Annotated in this window: 14 protein-coding genes; 6 read left to right on the top strand and 8 right to left on the bottom strand. The window is 62.6% G+C overall.

Features of this window, described 5'->3' with window-relative positions:
• Window positions 1–113: 113 nt before the first annotated feature.
• The 5 genes from AYX22_RS04260 to AYX22_RS04240 all read right to left on the bottom strand — a co-directional run bounded on the left by AYX22_RS04260 (window position 114) and on the right by AYX22_RS04240 (window position 5,993).
• Window positions 114–1,217, bottom strand: coding sequence for a hypothetical protein (locus tag AYX22_RS04260; RefSeq protein WP_242703522.1), 1,104 nt, complete (start codon window positions 1,215–1,217; stop codon window positions 114–116).
• Complete coding sequence (locus AYX22_RS04255; protein ID WP_242703521.1) at window positions 1,214–2,491, bottom strand: glycosyltransferase family 2 protein; 1,278 nt, start codon at window positions 2,489–2,491, stop codon at window positions 1,214–1,216. Before AYX22_RS04255 ends, AYX22_RS04260 begins: the two co-directional genes overlap by 4 nt.
• The gene (locus AYX22_RS04250; protein ID WP_207596256.1) at window positions 2,488–3,411 is read right to left on the bottom strand and encodes an ATP-grasp domain-containing protein; all 924 of its coding nucleotides are present in this window, start codon (window positions 3,409–3,411) and stop codon (window positions 2,488–2,490) included. The genes AYX22_RS04255 and AYX22_RS04250 overlap by 4 nt, the downstream gene beginning before the upstream one ends.
• The gene (locus tag AYX22_RS04245) at window positions 3,411–4,118 is read right to left on the bottom strand and encodes a PIG-L deacetylase family protein (protein WP_242703520.1); all 708 of its coding nucleotides are present in this window, start codon (window positions 4,116–4,118) and stop codon (window positions 3,411–3,413) included. The genes AYX22_RS04250 and AYX22_RS04245 overlap by 1 nt, the downstream gene beginning before the upstream one ends.
• Before the next feature lie 312 nt (window positions 4,119–4,430).
• Window positions 4,431–5,993 (bottom strand): sigma-70 family RNA polymerase sigma factor, encoded by a 1,563-nt coding sequence (locus AYX22_RS04240; protein ID WP_242703519.1) that lies wholly within the window; start codon window positions 5,991–5,993, stop codon window positions 4,431–4,433.
• A gap of 166 nt (window positions 5,994–6,159) precedes the next feature.
• Here AYX22_RS04240 and AYX22_RS04235 point away from each other — a divergent pair, with 166 nt between their 5' ends.
• From AYX22_RS04235 to AYX22_RS04225, 3 genes are all read left to right on the top strand, one after another.
• Entirely contained in the window at window positions 6,160–6,936 is a 777-nt protein-coding gene (locus AYX22_RS04235) for a hypothetical protein (RefSeq protein WP_207596254.1), read from the top strand.
• A gap of 94 nt (window positions 6,937–7,030) precedes the next feature.
• On the top strand, window positions 7,031–8,386 hold the full coding sequence (locus AYX22_RS24290; protein WP_207596253.1) for an Ig-like domain-containing protein: 1,356 nt from the start codon (window positions 7,031–7,033) through the stop codon (window positions 8,384–8,386).
• A 229-nt stretch (window positions 8,387–8,615) separates the two neighbouring features.
• Window positions 8,616–9,443 (top strand): DUF1684 domain-containing protein, encoded by an 828-nt coding sequence (locus AYX22_RS04225; protein WP_207596252.1) that lies wholly within the window; start codon window positions 8,616–8,618, stop codon window positions 9,441–9,443.
• Window positions 9,444–9,469: 26 nt separating this feature from the next.
• Here the strand turns inward: AYX22_RS04225 and AYX22_RS04220 are convergent, their stop codons facing one another.
• Together AYX22_RS04220 and AYX22_RS04215 are read right to left on the bottom strand one after the other, a co-directional pair.
• Window positions 9,470–10,762, bottom strand: a complete 1,293-nt coding sequence (locus tag AYX22_RS04220; protein ID WP_242703518.1) for an acyl-CoA dehydrogenase family protein — start codon at window positions 10,760–10,762, stop codon at window positions 9,470–9,472.
• Window positions 10,762–11,559, bottom strand: coding sequence for an SDR family NAD(P)-dependent oxidoreductase (locus AYX22_RS04215; RefSeq protein ID WP_207596251.1), 798 nt, complete (start codon window positions 11,557–11,559; stop codon window positions 10,762–10,764). Before AYX22_RS04215 ends, AYX22_RS04220 begins: the two co-directional genes overlap by 1 nt.
• An 84-nt stretch (window positions 11,560–11,643) precedes the next feature.
• Here AYX22_RS04215 and AYX22_RS04210 point away from each other — a divergent pair, with 84 nt between their 5' ends.
• Window positions 11,644–12,801, top strand: a complete 1,158-nt coding sequence (locus tag AYX22_RS04210) for a glycoside hydrolase family 76 protein (RefSeq protein ID WP_207596250.1) — start codon at window positions 11,644–11,646, stop codon at window positions 12,799–12,801.
• Here AYX22_RS04210 and AYX22_RS04205 read toward each other — a convergent pair.
• On the bottom strand, window positions 12,798–13,403 hold the full coding sequence (locus AYX22_RS04205; RefSeq protein WP_207596249.1) for a YdeI/OmpD-associated family protein: 606 nt from the start codon (window positions 13,401–13,403) through the stop codon (window positions 12,798–12,800). The two genes, AYX22_RS04210 and AYX22_RS04205, sit on opposite strands and share 4 nt — an antisense overlap.
• An 85-nt stretch (window positions 13,404–13,488) precedes the next feature.
• Here AYX22_RS04205 and AYX22_RS04200 point away from each other — a divergent pair, with 85 nt between their 5' ends.
• Together AYX22_RS04200 and AYX22_RS04195 are read left to right on the top strand one after the other, a co-directional pair.
• On the top strand, window positions 13,489–14,220 hold the full coding sequence (locus AYX22_RS04200; RefSeq protein WP_207596248.1) for a hypothetical protein: 732 nt from the start codon (window positions 13,489–13,491) through the stop codon (window positions 14,218–14,220).
• 183 nt (window positions 14,221–14,403) lie between these two features.
• Window positions 14,404–14,943, top strand: a complete 540-nt coding sequence (locus AYX22_RS04195) for an NUDIX hydrolase family protein (RefSeq protein ID WP_024819523.1) — start codon at window positions 14,404–14,406, stop codon at window positions 14,941–14,943.
• Window positions 14,944–14,978: the final 35 nt, after the last annotated feature.

The raw sequence follows: 14,978 nt of genomic DNA, 5'->3' as shown, positions 1-14,978 counted from the left end.
CCCGTGCCAGCCCAAATGGAGCCGCAGATCAGGGCACCACTGACAACGATTGCAACCACTGTGTCCATCCCCATGCGGTCAGCGTACTCCGCGGGGAATCGGCTCAACAGTGCTCACTTCCCCACCCAGGCCTTCCTCAGTTCCCCCCAGTGCTGCTCCTCCATGAGACTGGCGGGCGTCACGGATACAGAAGTGGCCCCGCCGAGCGCCGCCTCCCGCAAAGCTGTACCGAACTCTCCCGCCGTTATCCGGCCCTCATTGGACCAAAGTCCCACCGACAAGGACATGCGGGAACCCGCGCGGCGGTTCATGGATTCAGCCAATTCCCGGGTCTTGGGGGACCGTTCGCTGTTGAGCCCCACGTACTCCCACACGTGAAGCCGGTCCACCTGCTTGAGTAGGAGATCGTAGTCATGTCCGCTGTCCGCCCGGTCCCCGGACGGTGAATCGCGCGGCGAGCGCACGTCCATGTCCAGATTGACACCATAAGGTTCGACGGCGGCACTCACCTTGCGCACGATGTCCGCCATGGCTTCGCTGCGCCACGTATGGATTCGTGGGTCTGACGTATCGATGGTTCCGTCACCGTTTCGGGGCCAGTCCGTGGAGCCGGTGGTGATTTTGAAGTCCTTGAGATCGTTGCCGCCGAAAGTGAAGTCGTCGAACATGAGCTCTGTGAGGTTCACTGCCGAGGGCCTGTACTTCTTGGCGACACCAGCGGCTAGGGAAGCCAGCCGGGTACCGGCCGCGCCGTGCCTCAATGACCACACACCCGCAAAGGAATCGGATGCCGCCCCGTCAACGTTCCTCCCGGCAAGGGCAGGATCTTCCTTCAGCGCGCGGTCCAATAAGACGTCGATGGTCAGGATGACATCGCGTTTGCTTCCGTCATCCGCAGTCTCCAGCGCCGTGATGGACTCTGCCACGAAGTCCCGTCCTGACTGGGAAACCTCACTGGACTCCGCCCCGGATTGGTCCGGCCATGGGAAAGCTGTCCAATCGGTGCGTCCAACGGAGATGGACACCGCCGTGGCATTCACTGAGTCCAAACGTTCTGAGAGTTTCGCAAGATAGCCGGGCTCACTGTTCACCACGTCCTCGAAGCCCAGGTTGACCATGCGGTCCGCAGGCTTGGGAAGTGGTTCCCCGGCGCACGAGGCCATCGTCAGGGTCGAAGCCAACAGGGCGCCTGCGATCGCCGAGGCTGCGCGGTTCACGCGCCCACCTCTTTCGGGACTTTGGCCTCGGCAGCAATCACGCTGATGACACCGGTGCGTTGCAACTTGTTCCATTTGGCCGGTGTGCCACGGATCTCCTTGGCGATTGCGCTGGCCAACGCCAGTCCAACGAACACCGAATAGAAGGGCCATAACGGCAGGGTCCAAAGGAATCGCAGATCCCGCCATGACCGGTTAAGACCAATGGAAAAACACACCAAGGCCAGAGACACGAAAAGGCCCAACCAGCCAAGAATCGCGAAGACCTGGCCCGGCACCGGACCTTCACCGGCGATGTAGAGAAAGGGCAGGACTGCCAGGATGGCAAGTTGCAGCACGGGTATCACCACCATGGTGATGGCGTTGAACACCAGGAACATGCCAAACAGTCCGTAACGACGCCGCCCGAGCATCCCCATGTGCATCCGGAGTGTTTGCAGCAACCCGCGCGACCAGCGCACACGCTGGCGCCACAGTCCTCCTATGGTGGAGGGCGACTCAGCGTAGACCAGGGCACTGGGCTGGAAGCGAACCCGGTAGCCCGCCTTGTAGACCCTCCACGTCAGTTCGAGGTCTTCACCAAGGGTGTCCTCGTGGAATCCGCCCACTTCCCTCACAAGTTCGCTCCGGAAGGCGCCAATGTTCCCGGAAACAATGGGCAGGCAGTGCAACAAGGAGAGAGCCCTGCGGACCAGGCCCGTGCCAACGTGGCTCAGGACGGCAAGCATCATGGTTTGGACACGGTTCAGGTTCACGGGCCGGTCATCGCCGCACACCGCTCCGACCTTTGGATGGTCAAAACCTTCCAGCATGTTCACGAGTGTGTCCGGTGCAAAGATCCCGTCAGCGTCAACAAACATCAGGATGTCGCCGTGCGCTGCGGCGATTCCATTGTTGAGGGCGGCCCCTTTCCCGGCGTTCGTCTGCGACAGGAAGCGCACCCTGTCATACTGCTCCGCCAGTCCCGCCATGATGCGCGCAGTGGAATCGGTGGAGCCGTCGTCTACAAGGATGACCTCGAGCCGCAGATACCTGCTCGCCAGGATCGACTCGACGCATTTGGTGATGACCACGGCTTCGTTGTAGCCGGGGACGATGACCGACACCAAGGGCCTCTGGCTGAGAACCGAGTAGCGATGCTTTGGAGCTTTGGAACGGTGGAACCAGTTGAAATACAAGGCCAATGGAACGTAGGCGATCTTGACCGCTCCGAAACCCAGGATCACCAAGCCACCACACTGGACGAACACCATGGCCGCGTCAACCAAACTCACACAGTCCGTCCGAGCATTGGCCCGTGGATATAGCTCCGCAGGACCCGTTCCAGGAGTTCCGGTGCGAAGGCACTATTGGCACCAAATCTGGCGTTGACCTCCAGAACCACCGGAGTTCCGTCCCACATGCGGCGGACGTCAACGTCGACGGGACCAGCCAGGCCCAGTGCGGCGGAGGCTGCTTCCGCTATCCGGGCGATATCGGGAGCCTCCGGCGTATCCACTCTCCTGACCGAGAGCGCGTTGCCGATGCGACCGTGTTTAAGCTCTGTCTTTTCCAGCACCACCACAAGATCGTCCTGCTCCGACTCCTGCCAGGGCCGAAACACCACGGGCGCATACTCGGCGCCCGGCGCAAAGCGCTGCACGATCCAGGAATCATCCAATGAGGACCATATGCGCGCGGCGCTTCTTCCGCCGTCGGCAGCCCTTTCCAGGATCTGGACTCCGCGTCCACCGCGCGATACCCGGGGCTTGACCACCAAGGATCCGCCAAAGCGGGCCATTGCCTCATTGATTGAGCTGAAATCCCCCGGCAACGCGAAATCCGGAACCCCCACATTGGCGTTGGCAAGGCACTTCATGGTGAGGTACTTGTCATTCGCGAGCCGAACGGGTGTCGGGTCCGCGATCAGGATCTCGACTCCCGGAGCGAAACCATCCCGGGCCTCCGCCACCATCACCAGTTCCTCGCTGACGGTTGGCACCACCAGTTCTATCTCATAAGCGGCTACGAGTCCGCGAAGTTCCCACAAGTAGCCCGGTGCACTAGAGGGTGACACCATAGACACGGCGTCCGCCGCCGAAGCGTGGACCTGTTTCATATCGACGCCCAGAACCCAATGTCCCTGGTCCACCAATTGACGTGCCAAGGAGTCCCCAGCCGGCCCGCCAACACCCGTCACCAGCACGCGCACCATCAGAACTCCCCTACGGCAGAGCCGAGCAACCGGACAGGTTCAAAACCCTCTGCATAGGTGGTCTTGACCTGTGAGCCCCGGAAGGCCGCGAGACTGCGGACCCTTTCAGCGCTCATGTACGGCTTTCCCTTTTGATTCCGGTGCATACCCACGGCATGGATTTTTACGTCCACATACCCGGCGATGTCCACGAAAACGCTGGGATCGAACTGCCGCGTGGATGACGGACTTTCAAAACACAGAATGGAGGAGTGCCGCCGCGCCGCCCGCATAGTGGCACTATGGACCGCTTGGTGGTCCTGGTGGTAGTCATTGCGGGAATGCGTGATGACAACGTCCGGACGGAAGTCCTCAATGGCCTCCTCGATCGCTTTGACCATCTCCGGCCCATGCCCGGACAAGTTGGTGTCTTGGAAGTGGTGGACCTGCACTGCAGTGGCGCCCATGAAGTCCGAGCCTGCAGCAGCCTCCGTTACGCGGACTCTGCTGTCTCCGCCCTGGCTCCCGTTACTCATCACCATGGTCCTGACGTCATGGCCGGCGTCGGACAACTTGGCCAGCGTGGCCCCACAGGCCAATTCCAGATCATCGGGGTGTGCTCCGATGGCGAGCACTCTTCGAGGCCGGGCAGCCACCCTGTAGCGGATCCGAAAAGCCGGAGCAACAAGGCACGCAACAATCAGCCCTGCACCGGCAAGCACAACCACCGTATTCAGCCAGGAAGGATGTGTCCGGCCGACTGCACACCCCGCAAGGGCTACCAGCAGCAAACTTCCAAAACAGGCCAACGTCCAACGGAGCCTGTTCGGTGAGCTGAACTTTCGCGCGAACCAGTTCCGGCCAGCTGGAACCAAAGTCCAGCCAGCTACCAGAATCCCCAACAAACCAGCAACGGAGAACAGCGTTGCTTCCATAATGCCCCCATAATGCGTAGCGAATTAGCACGGTTCCCATCTCCGGAGACCGCCGTAGAAGTAGTGAACTGGGAAGGAGATTCGTGACGCTGCCGATGAATCCCTTTAATAGCGGTACTCAAACTCCCCCTTGACCAGGCCGCTTCCGCTCAGTGAGTACCTCAGCACGCTGTTGGACTTATGGCGCTTGGATTGCACCGTCACGTGGAAGTGCAGATCGCTGCGCTGGACTGAAGCCGTGTTGCACGTAACTTCTGTGCCCCCCGCCATGGAACACGACCATCCTTCTGGTGCCTCGATGGAGTTCTCCACAATCCGTGAATCCCTGCCCACTGCAAACACCGCCGTACCTGCGCCCAAGGGTCGGGTGCCTGAGGCATTGAAGTCGATTTCCATGGCAGTGCCGCGGAAGTAGCCCTCAGAGGTGCGCCTGGCAGTACCGGAGACCTGTGCCCGCCCAGATTGCGAAGGCACCGCAGAGGGAACTGGTACAGGCGTGGTGGGGGTGGACGTCGGAACCGGAACGGGATCCGGCTCCGGTACTGGTGGCGCCACGGGCTCCGTTGACGGCTCCGGCACTGACACCGGAGGGGTGGTCTCCACCGGCGCCGGCTGAACCTCGGCCGATGGGGCAGGGGCCGAGGTACTGGTTGGGGACGCTGAAGGTGTAACGAGCGCTCGGCCCGTCCCCACCGGAGGGGCGCCGGTTTCGACAGCGCGCTCTTCCATATAAGCGTCAGGGGTTAGTTGGTCCACTATTCCCACTGTTCCCAAGACCAGTCCCACTCCTGCCGCTGCAATGACGGCCATCACGGCGGGTTTCGCAAGGGCGGGAACGACCACCGCCTTTGCCGGCGCCATCCCGCCAAGAACGCCCAGACCGCCCCCTTTTGCCGCCCACGCAGTCACTGGGATACCCGTCACCAGCGGAAGAAGTACCACCCTCATGCTGTTCTGGACGTCTTTCAGTTCTGCAAGGGCTGCCGTGCATTTGGAGCAGCCGTTCAGGTGCTCGCGAACTTTGCGTTCCGTTCCAGTGGAGAGTCCGCCCCGGAGATAGTTACCCAGTTTCGTGACGAACGCGGCGCACCCGTCATCAGGCTGATCTGCGATATGGAATTGAAGATAATGCCGCCTCAGCCCCTCTCGTGCTCGCAGCGCCAGTGCAGAAACCGCGTTGGCGGACAGCCCAAGAATGGGAGCGACGGCCGCCGGCTTCATGCGCTCAACGTCCAGGTACCACAGCACAGCCTGCCAACGTTCCGGCAGGGCACGGAACGCCCTGGCCACTGTTTGTGATTCGAAGGCGCTGACGGCTGGATCGGAATCTGCCAGAGTTTGGTCCAGGACAGACTCGTCACTGCTTGGCAGGACCCTGCCGGCTTTTCGATTCCGTTGGTGGGACAGCCGGGTTACCGTGGACAACAAGTACGCCCGGAAGAAGGTATCCGGCCCTTTCCCTGCCACCAGGCTTTGCAGCACGGACTGGAACGCCTCGGCAACTACATCCTCGGCATCGCTCGGATTGTCCACGTTGCGCTTGGCTACGGCGGAGGCGATGGAAATGTGGCGCGCGTAGAGCCCGTCGAATGCGGACATCTCTCCGGCACGGACCATCCTGATGAGGTGCCCGTCGCTATCGACGTCGACGTCCACTTGACTGTCCACTTGTGACCTTCGTGCCATCTATGGCACCCCCGAAACGTAAATAATCCTGCCCATATCTATTGAGTGGGGGTAAGCGGCAAGACGTGACGCGGTTTATACACTGTCTTTAGCAACGATTTTGCCGTCCGCTTCGTCACGAAACGGCTTCTCCGCACACTCTTCGGATATGACATCGTTCCGGACAAAATCATTCGCAGAGTGCACGTTCTCGCGGCACCTTTTGCTGCGTAGATGGCAGACCACCAGTTACCAGACAGGCTGGCGCTTCCATGCTGACTGGTTCTTGCCCGAAGTCCGGACCGTCGTCTCCTCACTGGCTGACAGCGCATCCGTTCCGGCACCTGCAGCAAAATCGCTCGGCGCCGCACGGGCCAGGAATGGCGTGGGCATCGGTGAGACCATGACTGATTTCCGGGCACTCTTTTCGGCCGCGGAAAGGACCCTGGACGTCGATGCCTTGCAGTCAGTGGCGGAAGGCTGGGCGGAGGTTGCGGAAACGGCGCCGCCGATCTCGTGCACGGATGTCTACACAGGACTGGCTACACAGGCACACTTCCAGCGGCGGATCCATGAAGTGTCGTCAATGGGGACTGGGCCCGATTGCCCGGGCGCGCATGCCATGGCCATCATCTCCATCGCCGGCCCTCGAGACGGCCGGAGCCATTGCTGGACCCTCCTGGCCCGGATGGGAGAAGCCGTTAAAGGGCAACTGCATGGCACCGGAGCGATGGCCATGTACCAAAACTCCGCCGTGCATGTGCTGTTCCCTTTCAGTGAAAGCAACCTGTGCAGGTTGGTGGAGTGCAAAGCCGCGCTGGAAGCTTTGGGGGATGGCACCCTGGGCCCTGCCCGGCTGCGGTTCTACCCGCTGTCTTCCGCTGCTGCAGCGGTGTCCGCCGACACGGCAACAGCAGCCAAGGATTCATCCTGCGAAACAAAATAAGCCGGCTCCCTACGACGCCGTCACGAACCAGTATGGCCCAACACTCATCTATTGACGGAGCATCTCACCACGGATTCTAAGGACCATCCAGCACATGAAAAATCAGATCCATCTAAAAACCGCGTCATTGGTGGCCGCCCTTCTGGCGGTTGTCATGGCCGTCCTGGGGCTGGGCCTGTCAGCCTTGCCCGCCAACGCTGCAGAGCTGACGGACGCGGACATCACCCTGAGGACGGAATCAGTAGTTTCCAGTCAGTGGGACCAGGTGGATTTGACGTGTGAATGGTCCGTGCCGGACAACTCCCGGCCGGGTGACACCTTCAGCATCCAACTGCCCCCGCAACTGCGGTGGTTTGGAGTCACAGAATTTGATCTCCAGAATCCTGACGGCGAAACGGTCGCCACCGCAAGGGCCAACGACTCGGGCCTGGTGGTATTCACGCTGACGGACTTTGTGGCAGAACAGCCCCTCAATGTCGGTGGGACGTGTTCCTTCAGCACGCAGTACTCGGTTGATCCCGGTGACGGCGAAATTGAAGAACTGAGCTTTAACGTCGGCTCCACAGTGCTGCGTGTCCCAGTGGCTGTTCAGCCGTGCACGTCGGAGTGCGGTCCGTCCCTCCCGACTGAAGCAGGCAAGGCCATGTGGTGGGTTGACCCCGCCCAGACAGTCCTTGAGTCGATCTTCTACATGCCGCCGATGGCTGCGGAGACCAACGATGTGGTGGTTACCGATACTCCGTCAGCCGGCATGGAGATCGACTGCAGCCGTGTCACACCCCGCGTTGGACGAGTCTTGAACGACGACGGGAACATCACCGAGCCATATGCCAACGAGCAGTACCCTGCAAGCCTCGACTGCACTCCGCAGAAACTCACGGCGAGCTGGACTGGCCTTCCCAAAGGCCTTCATGTGGAGCTCTACGTTGTGACCCAGGTGACCGATGCCGCATTGAACGTCTACGAGAACAGCGGAACTGTCACCATCTCGGGGCAGGAAACACCTGTGGCGGCCCAGACCCGCCGGAGCAGCGGAAGTGGCACAGGCAACGGTTCGCCCACTCCGACGCCGACGGCGACACCGACGGCCACCGCAACACCCACACCAAGCCCAAGCACCCCCACTCCGACGGCCACTCCGACGGCCACCGCAACACCAACACCGAGCCCTAGCCCCAGCACCCCCACCCCCACCCCCACCCCCACTCCCACCCCGACCGCTACGTCAATGCCCACTGAAACGGATGAGCCGATTGTCGTGACTACCGACCCCCTGGTTGTGGCGCCCACGGAGAACCCGTCGGAGCCCGCGGCAGAGGAACCTGAGGAACCGTTGGCAAACACGGGCACGCAGGGATCGGCATTCGTCTTCATAGCGGCCGCGCTCCTGGCCGTCGGATCGGTGCTCGCCTTCGCAGGATCACGCTGGTCCGGCCGCAGGTCGCACTAACAAGGCCCGCTGAGTGCCGGATCGGCTGATGGGCCGGGCACATGATGTCCAGCCCATCAGCCGGTTCTTCAATCTCGGCTCGCGCTGGCATGGGTTGGGGGCCAGCGCGAGCCGTCCCAATGCAGCTGCGCCCCGGCGTCGACTCGAGTTCAGGGAATGCCCACACACGACGCATAGTTGAGGAAAGTGCAACCACGCCACGTGCCGCGAAGACAAGCCGAGGAGACCCATGAGCTCGCCCACCACAGCAACCGATCCCCAGCTGGCCCGTTGGGAGCGGTTCCGCACGGGCCGGCACACGGCGCTGGCAACCGAGCATGGCTGGCTGACCCTGACCTCTTTCCAGTGGCTGGAGTCGGACCCGGCCGAGGTCGAACTCGCCCCCGGTCTCTGGTCAACCGACGGTTCTACCGCTTTTCTTTCGGCGAGCGCAGCGGACGGCCTCACATTTGTCCAGACCGGCGAGCCTGCGGACGGGACAGTCAGCGCAGTCCTACAGGACGAAGAGTCACTGATGTGGGTTCAGTACGGTGGCGTCGACGGTAAGCAAGTGGTGGTGGAACTTGCCATGCGTGCGGACAAGTACGCCATCCGCACCCGTGACAACAGCTCCCCCGTTCTCACGGATTTCCAAGGCGTTCCCACCTACGACTACAACCCCGAGTGGGTCATCCAGGGACGTTTCGAGGCGTACGAGGAGCCTCGCGATGTTCCCATCGGCACAGCTAATCCATTGGTGGACGGGGTCCATCGCTCAGTGGGAGAGGTCGTTTTCCGGGTACCGGGTGTGCCCCATGAAATCCGGCTCCACGCGGAGGAAGAGAAGCTGGGTGCCCTCAACGTGACCTTCCACGATGAGACCAACGGTGCCACCACGGACGAGTGGCGAAAGGTCTTCATTCCTCGCCCCCGCCCGGACGGGTCCGTTGTGATCGACTTCAACCGCAGCATCAACTACCCCAGCGCCTTCACCCCCTACGGCACATGCCCTATGCCGGTGCGGGGCAATTCGATCGATGTAAGGGTGGAAGCCGGTGAGAAACTCCCCCGAGACTAAATTACGGACCGCCAAGCCCACCCGGACTAGGTGATTGCCGAAACCCCCGTCACTGCGCGGCCAACGATCAACGAATTGATCTCGTAGGAGCCCTCATAGGTGTAAATGGCTTCAGCGTCGGCGAAGATTTTGGCGATCCGGTAGTCGGTGACAATTCCGTTTCCGCCCAGAATGGACCTGCCCAGAGCCACTGTCTCCCGCATCCGGGCGCTGCAGTAGGCCTTGGCGAGGGCCACTTGGGCCATGTCGGCGCCGCCGTGCCGAATGCCTTGGGCATCCGTGGAGATGTCTTCCTGCAGCTGGGCGATCCTCACCATCATCCCCATGCTGGCTACAGCGTTTCCCAGCATGTCCACCAAATGTTGTTGGATGAGTTGGAATTTGGCGAGCGGCTTCCCGAATTGCATGCGCTCGACGGCGTACTGCCGGGCAACGTCGAACGCCGCCAGTTGCTGGCCAACGGCTTGCCAGGCAACCATGATTCGGGAGCCTCGCAACAAGTGGTTGGTGTCGGAGAAGCTGCTGATCCCGGCGAAGCGATCCGATTCGGCGACTTCGACGTCCACGAACCGGATGTCGGCGTTCTGCACCGTCCGCAGCGCGATCTTGTTTTCGATGCGGCTGCGGGTGATGCCAGGCAGGGAAGCGTCAACGATGAACGCGCGGATGGCTCCGTCGGCTTCGTCTTTGGCCCACACCAGCATGTAGTCGCAGAACGTCCCGTTGCCAATCCAGCGTTTGGCGCCGTTGACCACCCAGTAGTCACCGCCGTCGGAAGCTGCCCGTTGGATCCTGCGCGCCGTGGTCTCCATGCCACCTGCCACATCCGACCCATGGTTTGGCTCGGTGAGCGCGAAGGCGCCGGTGGTGCGCAGGTTTGAGGCGTCGTCGAGGTAGCGGTCCTGTTGTGAGTCGCTCCCGAAGTCGTACAGCGACTCAACGAAGAGATCGTGATGGACCATGAAGAACGTGGCGATCGAGGTGTCCACACGGGTCATTTCGGCGATGACCAGGCCGGCGAACAGGTGCGTGTACCCCCGCTGGGCCGGCGCACTGAGCCGCAGCGCCGCGAGCTTGGGCAGGATGTGTTCCGGGAACTCGGCCTTTTCCCACCACTGCCCGGCGTAGGGGGCGATTTCCGAAGCAAGGAAGGCCCGGAGTTCGTTGAGTTTCCGCTGTTCCTGGACGCTGAGCAGCGACTCGAAGTCGAAGAAGTCCGCGGTGGGCAACCCCGCCACGGAGGAAGGTATCGCACCGGCGGAGCCCGCGGGCACCGCCGGCGAAGATGGGGAATCCGCGCCGCCGCTGTAGTCGCCCATTATTTGATTCCCATGCGGATGGCGCCGTCCAGCCGGATGGTTTCACCGTTCAGCATGGCGTTCTCCACGATGTGCGCGGCCAATTGTGCGTATTCGGCCGCACGTCCCAGCCGCGCTGGATGCGGGACCTGCTGGCCCAGGGAATCCTGTGCCGCTTGCGGAAGACCGGCCATCATGGGTGTTTCAAAGATGCCGGGCGCTATGGTGGCCACCCTGATCAGAGAACGTGCGAGCTCGCGTGCCAATGGCAGGGTCATGGCCGCCACAGCGCCTTTCGAAGCAGCATAGGCGGGCTGTCCGATCTGGCCTTCGAACGCTGCCACGGATGCGGTGTTGATGATGACGCCGCGCTCGGGCCCGCCCAGTTCGGTGGAAACCGGTTCCGTTTCCACCATGGCTGCGGCGGCAAGGCGGATCACGTTGAAGGTTCCCACGAGGTTGATTTGGATAACTTTGTTGAAAGTTTCCAAGGGCAGCACGCCGTCGCGTCCCAACACTTTGCCGGGTGTGGCAATGCCGGCGCAGTTAACGACGATCCGCAGCGGGCCAAGGGCGGTTGCAGCATCGACCGCGGCCTGAATCCGCGCTTCATGGGTGACGTCCGCGGGGACAAAGACCGCCCTCGGACCAGAACCTGCACCCAAGGCGTTCAGTTCTGCGGCGTAAGCATCCCCTGCGGACTGCGGCAGGTCCACCAGGACCACCGACGCTCCGGCCTCGAACAACCGCCTTGCGGTGGCGGCCCCCAGCCCTGATGCCCCGCCGGTAATCAGCGCGACCGTGCCCTTGATGTCCATTCATCCTCCTTGATGCAGACCCAAAATCCGTTAATGCATGTTAACTGGAATTGTGGGCCAGCGCACCCTCGGTAGGCTGGGACCATGCCCGCCGACGCTTTCGCTGCCGACCAGCCGCTCCCCCTCACGGACCAGGACGAGTGGGCAACGCGCGCCAACCAGGCCGCCCGATCAGTGACGCGGACCTTCGGCCGGCGCCTGCTCTTCCTTCCCGGCACGCATATCGGGGCGGTCAGCCTTCCCGCCACTACTCTCCGCAGCGTCTTTGGTCCCTGGCATTACTGGTGGCAGGCGCACTATGTCGATTGCCTGGTGGACGCCGGCCGCCGTGAGCTGGCCACCACAACAAAGTTCGACGGCGTCTCCCGCCCCAGTGCGGGCAGGCTCGCTTCGCGGCTGGTCACCACCATTCGGTTGCGGAATCTGCTGAGGTTCGAGAACCAGTTCTATGACGACATGGCGTGGCTCGCCCTCGCTACGCACCGGCTGGAGAAGCTGGCGGATGAAACCAGGAAACCGGGTCGTCGGCGCAATGCGTACGTCCGCAAGAAGCTCACCCTGCAGTTCCACTCGGCCTCCACGGACGATCTGGGCGGCGGAACGTTTTGGAGCACCCAACGGGACTTCAAGAACACTCCTGCTACAGCTCCCGTAGCGCTCTACTTTGCGCGGACCGGGCACAGGGAACGGGCGCAGTCTCTGGTGACGTGGCTCAACAGCAGGCTTTTCGACCCGCAACGGGGTGTCTACTTGGATGGACTTCGCATCCGCAATGGCGAGACCGTCCTCGAGGAGGCGGTCTACACCTACAACCAAGGTCCAATCCTTGGTGCCTTGCTGGAACTTGGTGGCCAGGAGAACCTGGAACGTGCTGCGCGGCTGGTTGAGTCGGTGTCCCGCGAACTGACGGTCCCCGGAACACGAGTCATCCATGGTGACGGCACGGGCGACGGCGGACTTTTCACCGGCATCCTGGTCCGCTACCTCGCACTTGCCGCGCGGGACCAACGGTTGCCCGCAACTGCTCGGGACACTGCCCGGGCCTTGGTGCACGCTACGGCCGAGGCGTTCTGGATGACGCGTCGTGAGGCGTCGGAACCAGCCCCCACCGAAGCCCCGGCGCTCATATTCTCCCCCAATCCGCTGCGGCCGGCGGCCGAGACGTATCCGGTGGGTGCCGCCGTCGAACTGTCCACGCAGCTTCAAGCCTGGATGACGCTGGAAGCTGCGGCCACGCTCTAACCGCCGTCGGCAGCCGGGCGCTTCTTCTGCGGATACGGCGTTTCGTGCCGGGCCAGCATCTCCACGAACCCGGCAATCTTGCGGGCCCGGGTCTCTGCACGTTTCACTCCGTTGGTGCGGTGGATCAACGCGAAGCGGTTTTGGGAGGTCAGGACCTCGAACATCGCCTGCGCTTCCGGCACCGCGGCGATGGCGGCAGCCAGATCGTCAGGGACCACGGAGTCCGCAGGACCTGCATAGGCAGCTTCCCAGCGGCCATCGGCCTTGGCAGCTTCGACGGCGGCACGTCCGGCGTCGGTCATTTTGCCCTCGGATTCCAGCCGGGCAATGTGGCCCACGTTCCGGACTGACCAGATGCTTTTGCGGCCCCGCGGCGTCATGCGCTGCATGTAGCTTTCGTCGTCGCGGCTCTTCGATTGACCGTCGATCCAGCCAAAGCACAGTGCCTCATCCAGGGCGGCGTCGTAGTCCAGCTCCGTGACCGTGCCGCCTTTCTTGTGCAGGATCAGCCACACTCCCGGGCTCTCGGCAGCGTGCGCCGAAAGCCAGTCACGCCACGCGGCGCCGTCTTGGAGAAGGAGTTCCGGAAGCTCAATGGGCATGAGCCTATTCTGCTGTGAAAAGGGCGGTCCAAGGCAAGTCCACGCGGCATAGGCTGGGAAGTGACTACCCTGCCCAGGAGGACCAATGCTGCGAGCCCGCCCCACCCATTACACGTCCCGCCCCGATCAGTGGTCCACGCTCCTCCAAGCGCTCGGGATGGTGAAGACCGTGGACGACGACGCCTGGTGCGAGTTCGACGCCGGTTCGGGTCGCCTCGCGGTGGGATTCGTGGAGCAGGGTCATCCGTTGGACGGCTCCACGATTTTCGGTGTGGAGGTGGGGAACCTGGCGGAATTTGCGCGCCGCACCGAGGAAGACGGCACCCAGGCTGACTGGAACGAAACCCAGGACGGACCCACCGTGCGGATCTCTGCCGAGGACGGTTTCGAGTTCTTCGCGTTCCCTGCGACCAGGGCAGCGGATGGCACCTGGGCCACGTCCACGGAGGCTGACCCGGCGCTGGCCGTAGTAGGCAACTGGATCAGCCCTTTCGTGGGCCTTGCGGCCAACGATCTGCGGAACATCGGCGCCCGGCCGCGCACGGAGGACGACGAGTCAGCCACGTTCACCACCAAGAACGGCGGCATCCTGCGCGCGATCCACGGCGCGGACAGCGCCAACGGGGATCTTTCCTTCGAGTACGACGGCGGGCTGGAGCCGTTGTTGCACCGGCTCACCGAAGCGAAAATCGAAGCCAGGATCAGCGAGGACGTGCTGTACGTCGCCAACCCGGATGCTGCGGGTGGGGCAGCGCCGGCGTCGATCGTGATCGAACAATCACCATCGCAGCAGGCGCCGGCGAGCCCAAGCAGCTAGTCTTTGGCAGCTGCCCTGCGGAAGCGCCGTTTGATCGCATCCGCAGGAGAAAATCCTTGCCCACATAACACCTGGGAAGCCGGACGAGACGATTCTGGTCCTCTAATACCGCCGCGAGCGTAACCTCGCAGCCACCGGAACGCCACCAAGGAAGTTCGGCTGGGGATGGGGTAGAACTTAACCATGAGCGTACGTACACCCGACCCGTATCCAGGCTGGCTTTCAGATGAAGACCTCTTCGAAGCCCGCGGCCGACTTCCCATGGTCTACGTGGAGGCTGTTCCGGTCAGGCTGGATCCGCTCGGGTATGTGAATGAGGTTGGCACGCTCTTGCAGGGCGACGCCGACGGCAACATGGTCCGCTACCTCGTCTCCGGCCGCGTCCTCTACCGCGAGACCATCCGCGCAGCTCTCCTGCGTCACATGGAGAAGGACCTCGGTCCCTTGGCCTTCCCGCAGCTCCCCATCAGCCCGGTCCCCTTCACCGTGGCCGAATACTTCCCGGCCCCCTCCCAAACCGGCTTTACGGATGACCGCCAGCATGCGGTCTCGCTGGCCTACGTCATCCCGGTGACCGGCGAATGCGAACCACGCCAGGACGCACTGGAACTCACCTGGATGACGCCGCAAGAGGTGCTGAGCGAGAACGTCCAGCAGGAATTCGACGGCGGACGCGGGAACCTCGTGCGCCAGGCGCTGGCTTTTTCGGGCATCGTTCTCTAGCGGGTCCCCGCACCTGCACCAGCCGCCCTTTGTAG

Source organism: Arthrobacter sp. D5-1, assembly GCF_017357425.1.
Classification (GTDB): Bacteria; Actinomycetota; Actinomycetes; order Actinomycetales; family Micrococcaceae; genus Arthrobacter.
This window is presented reverse-complemented; position numbering and strand designations above follow the sequence as displayed.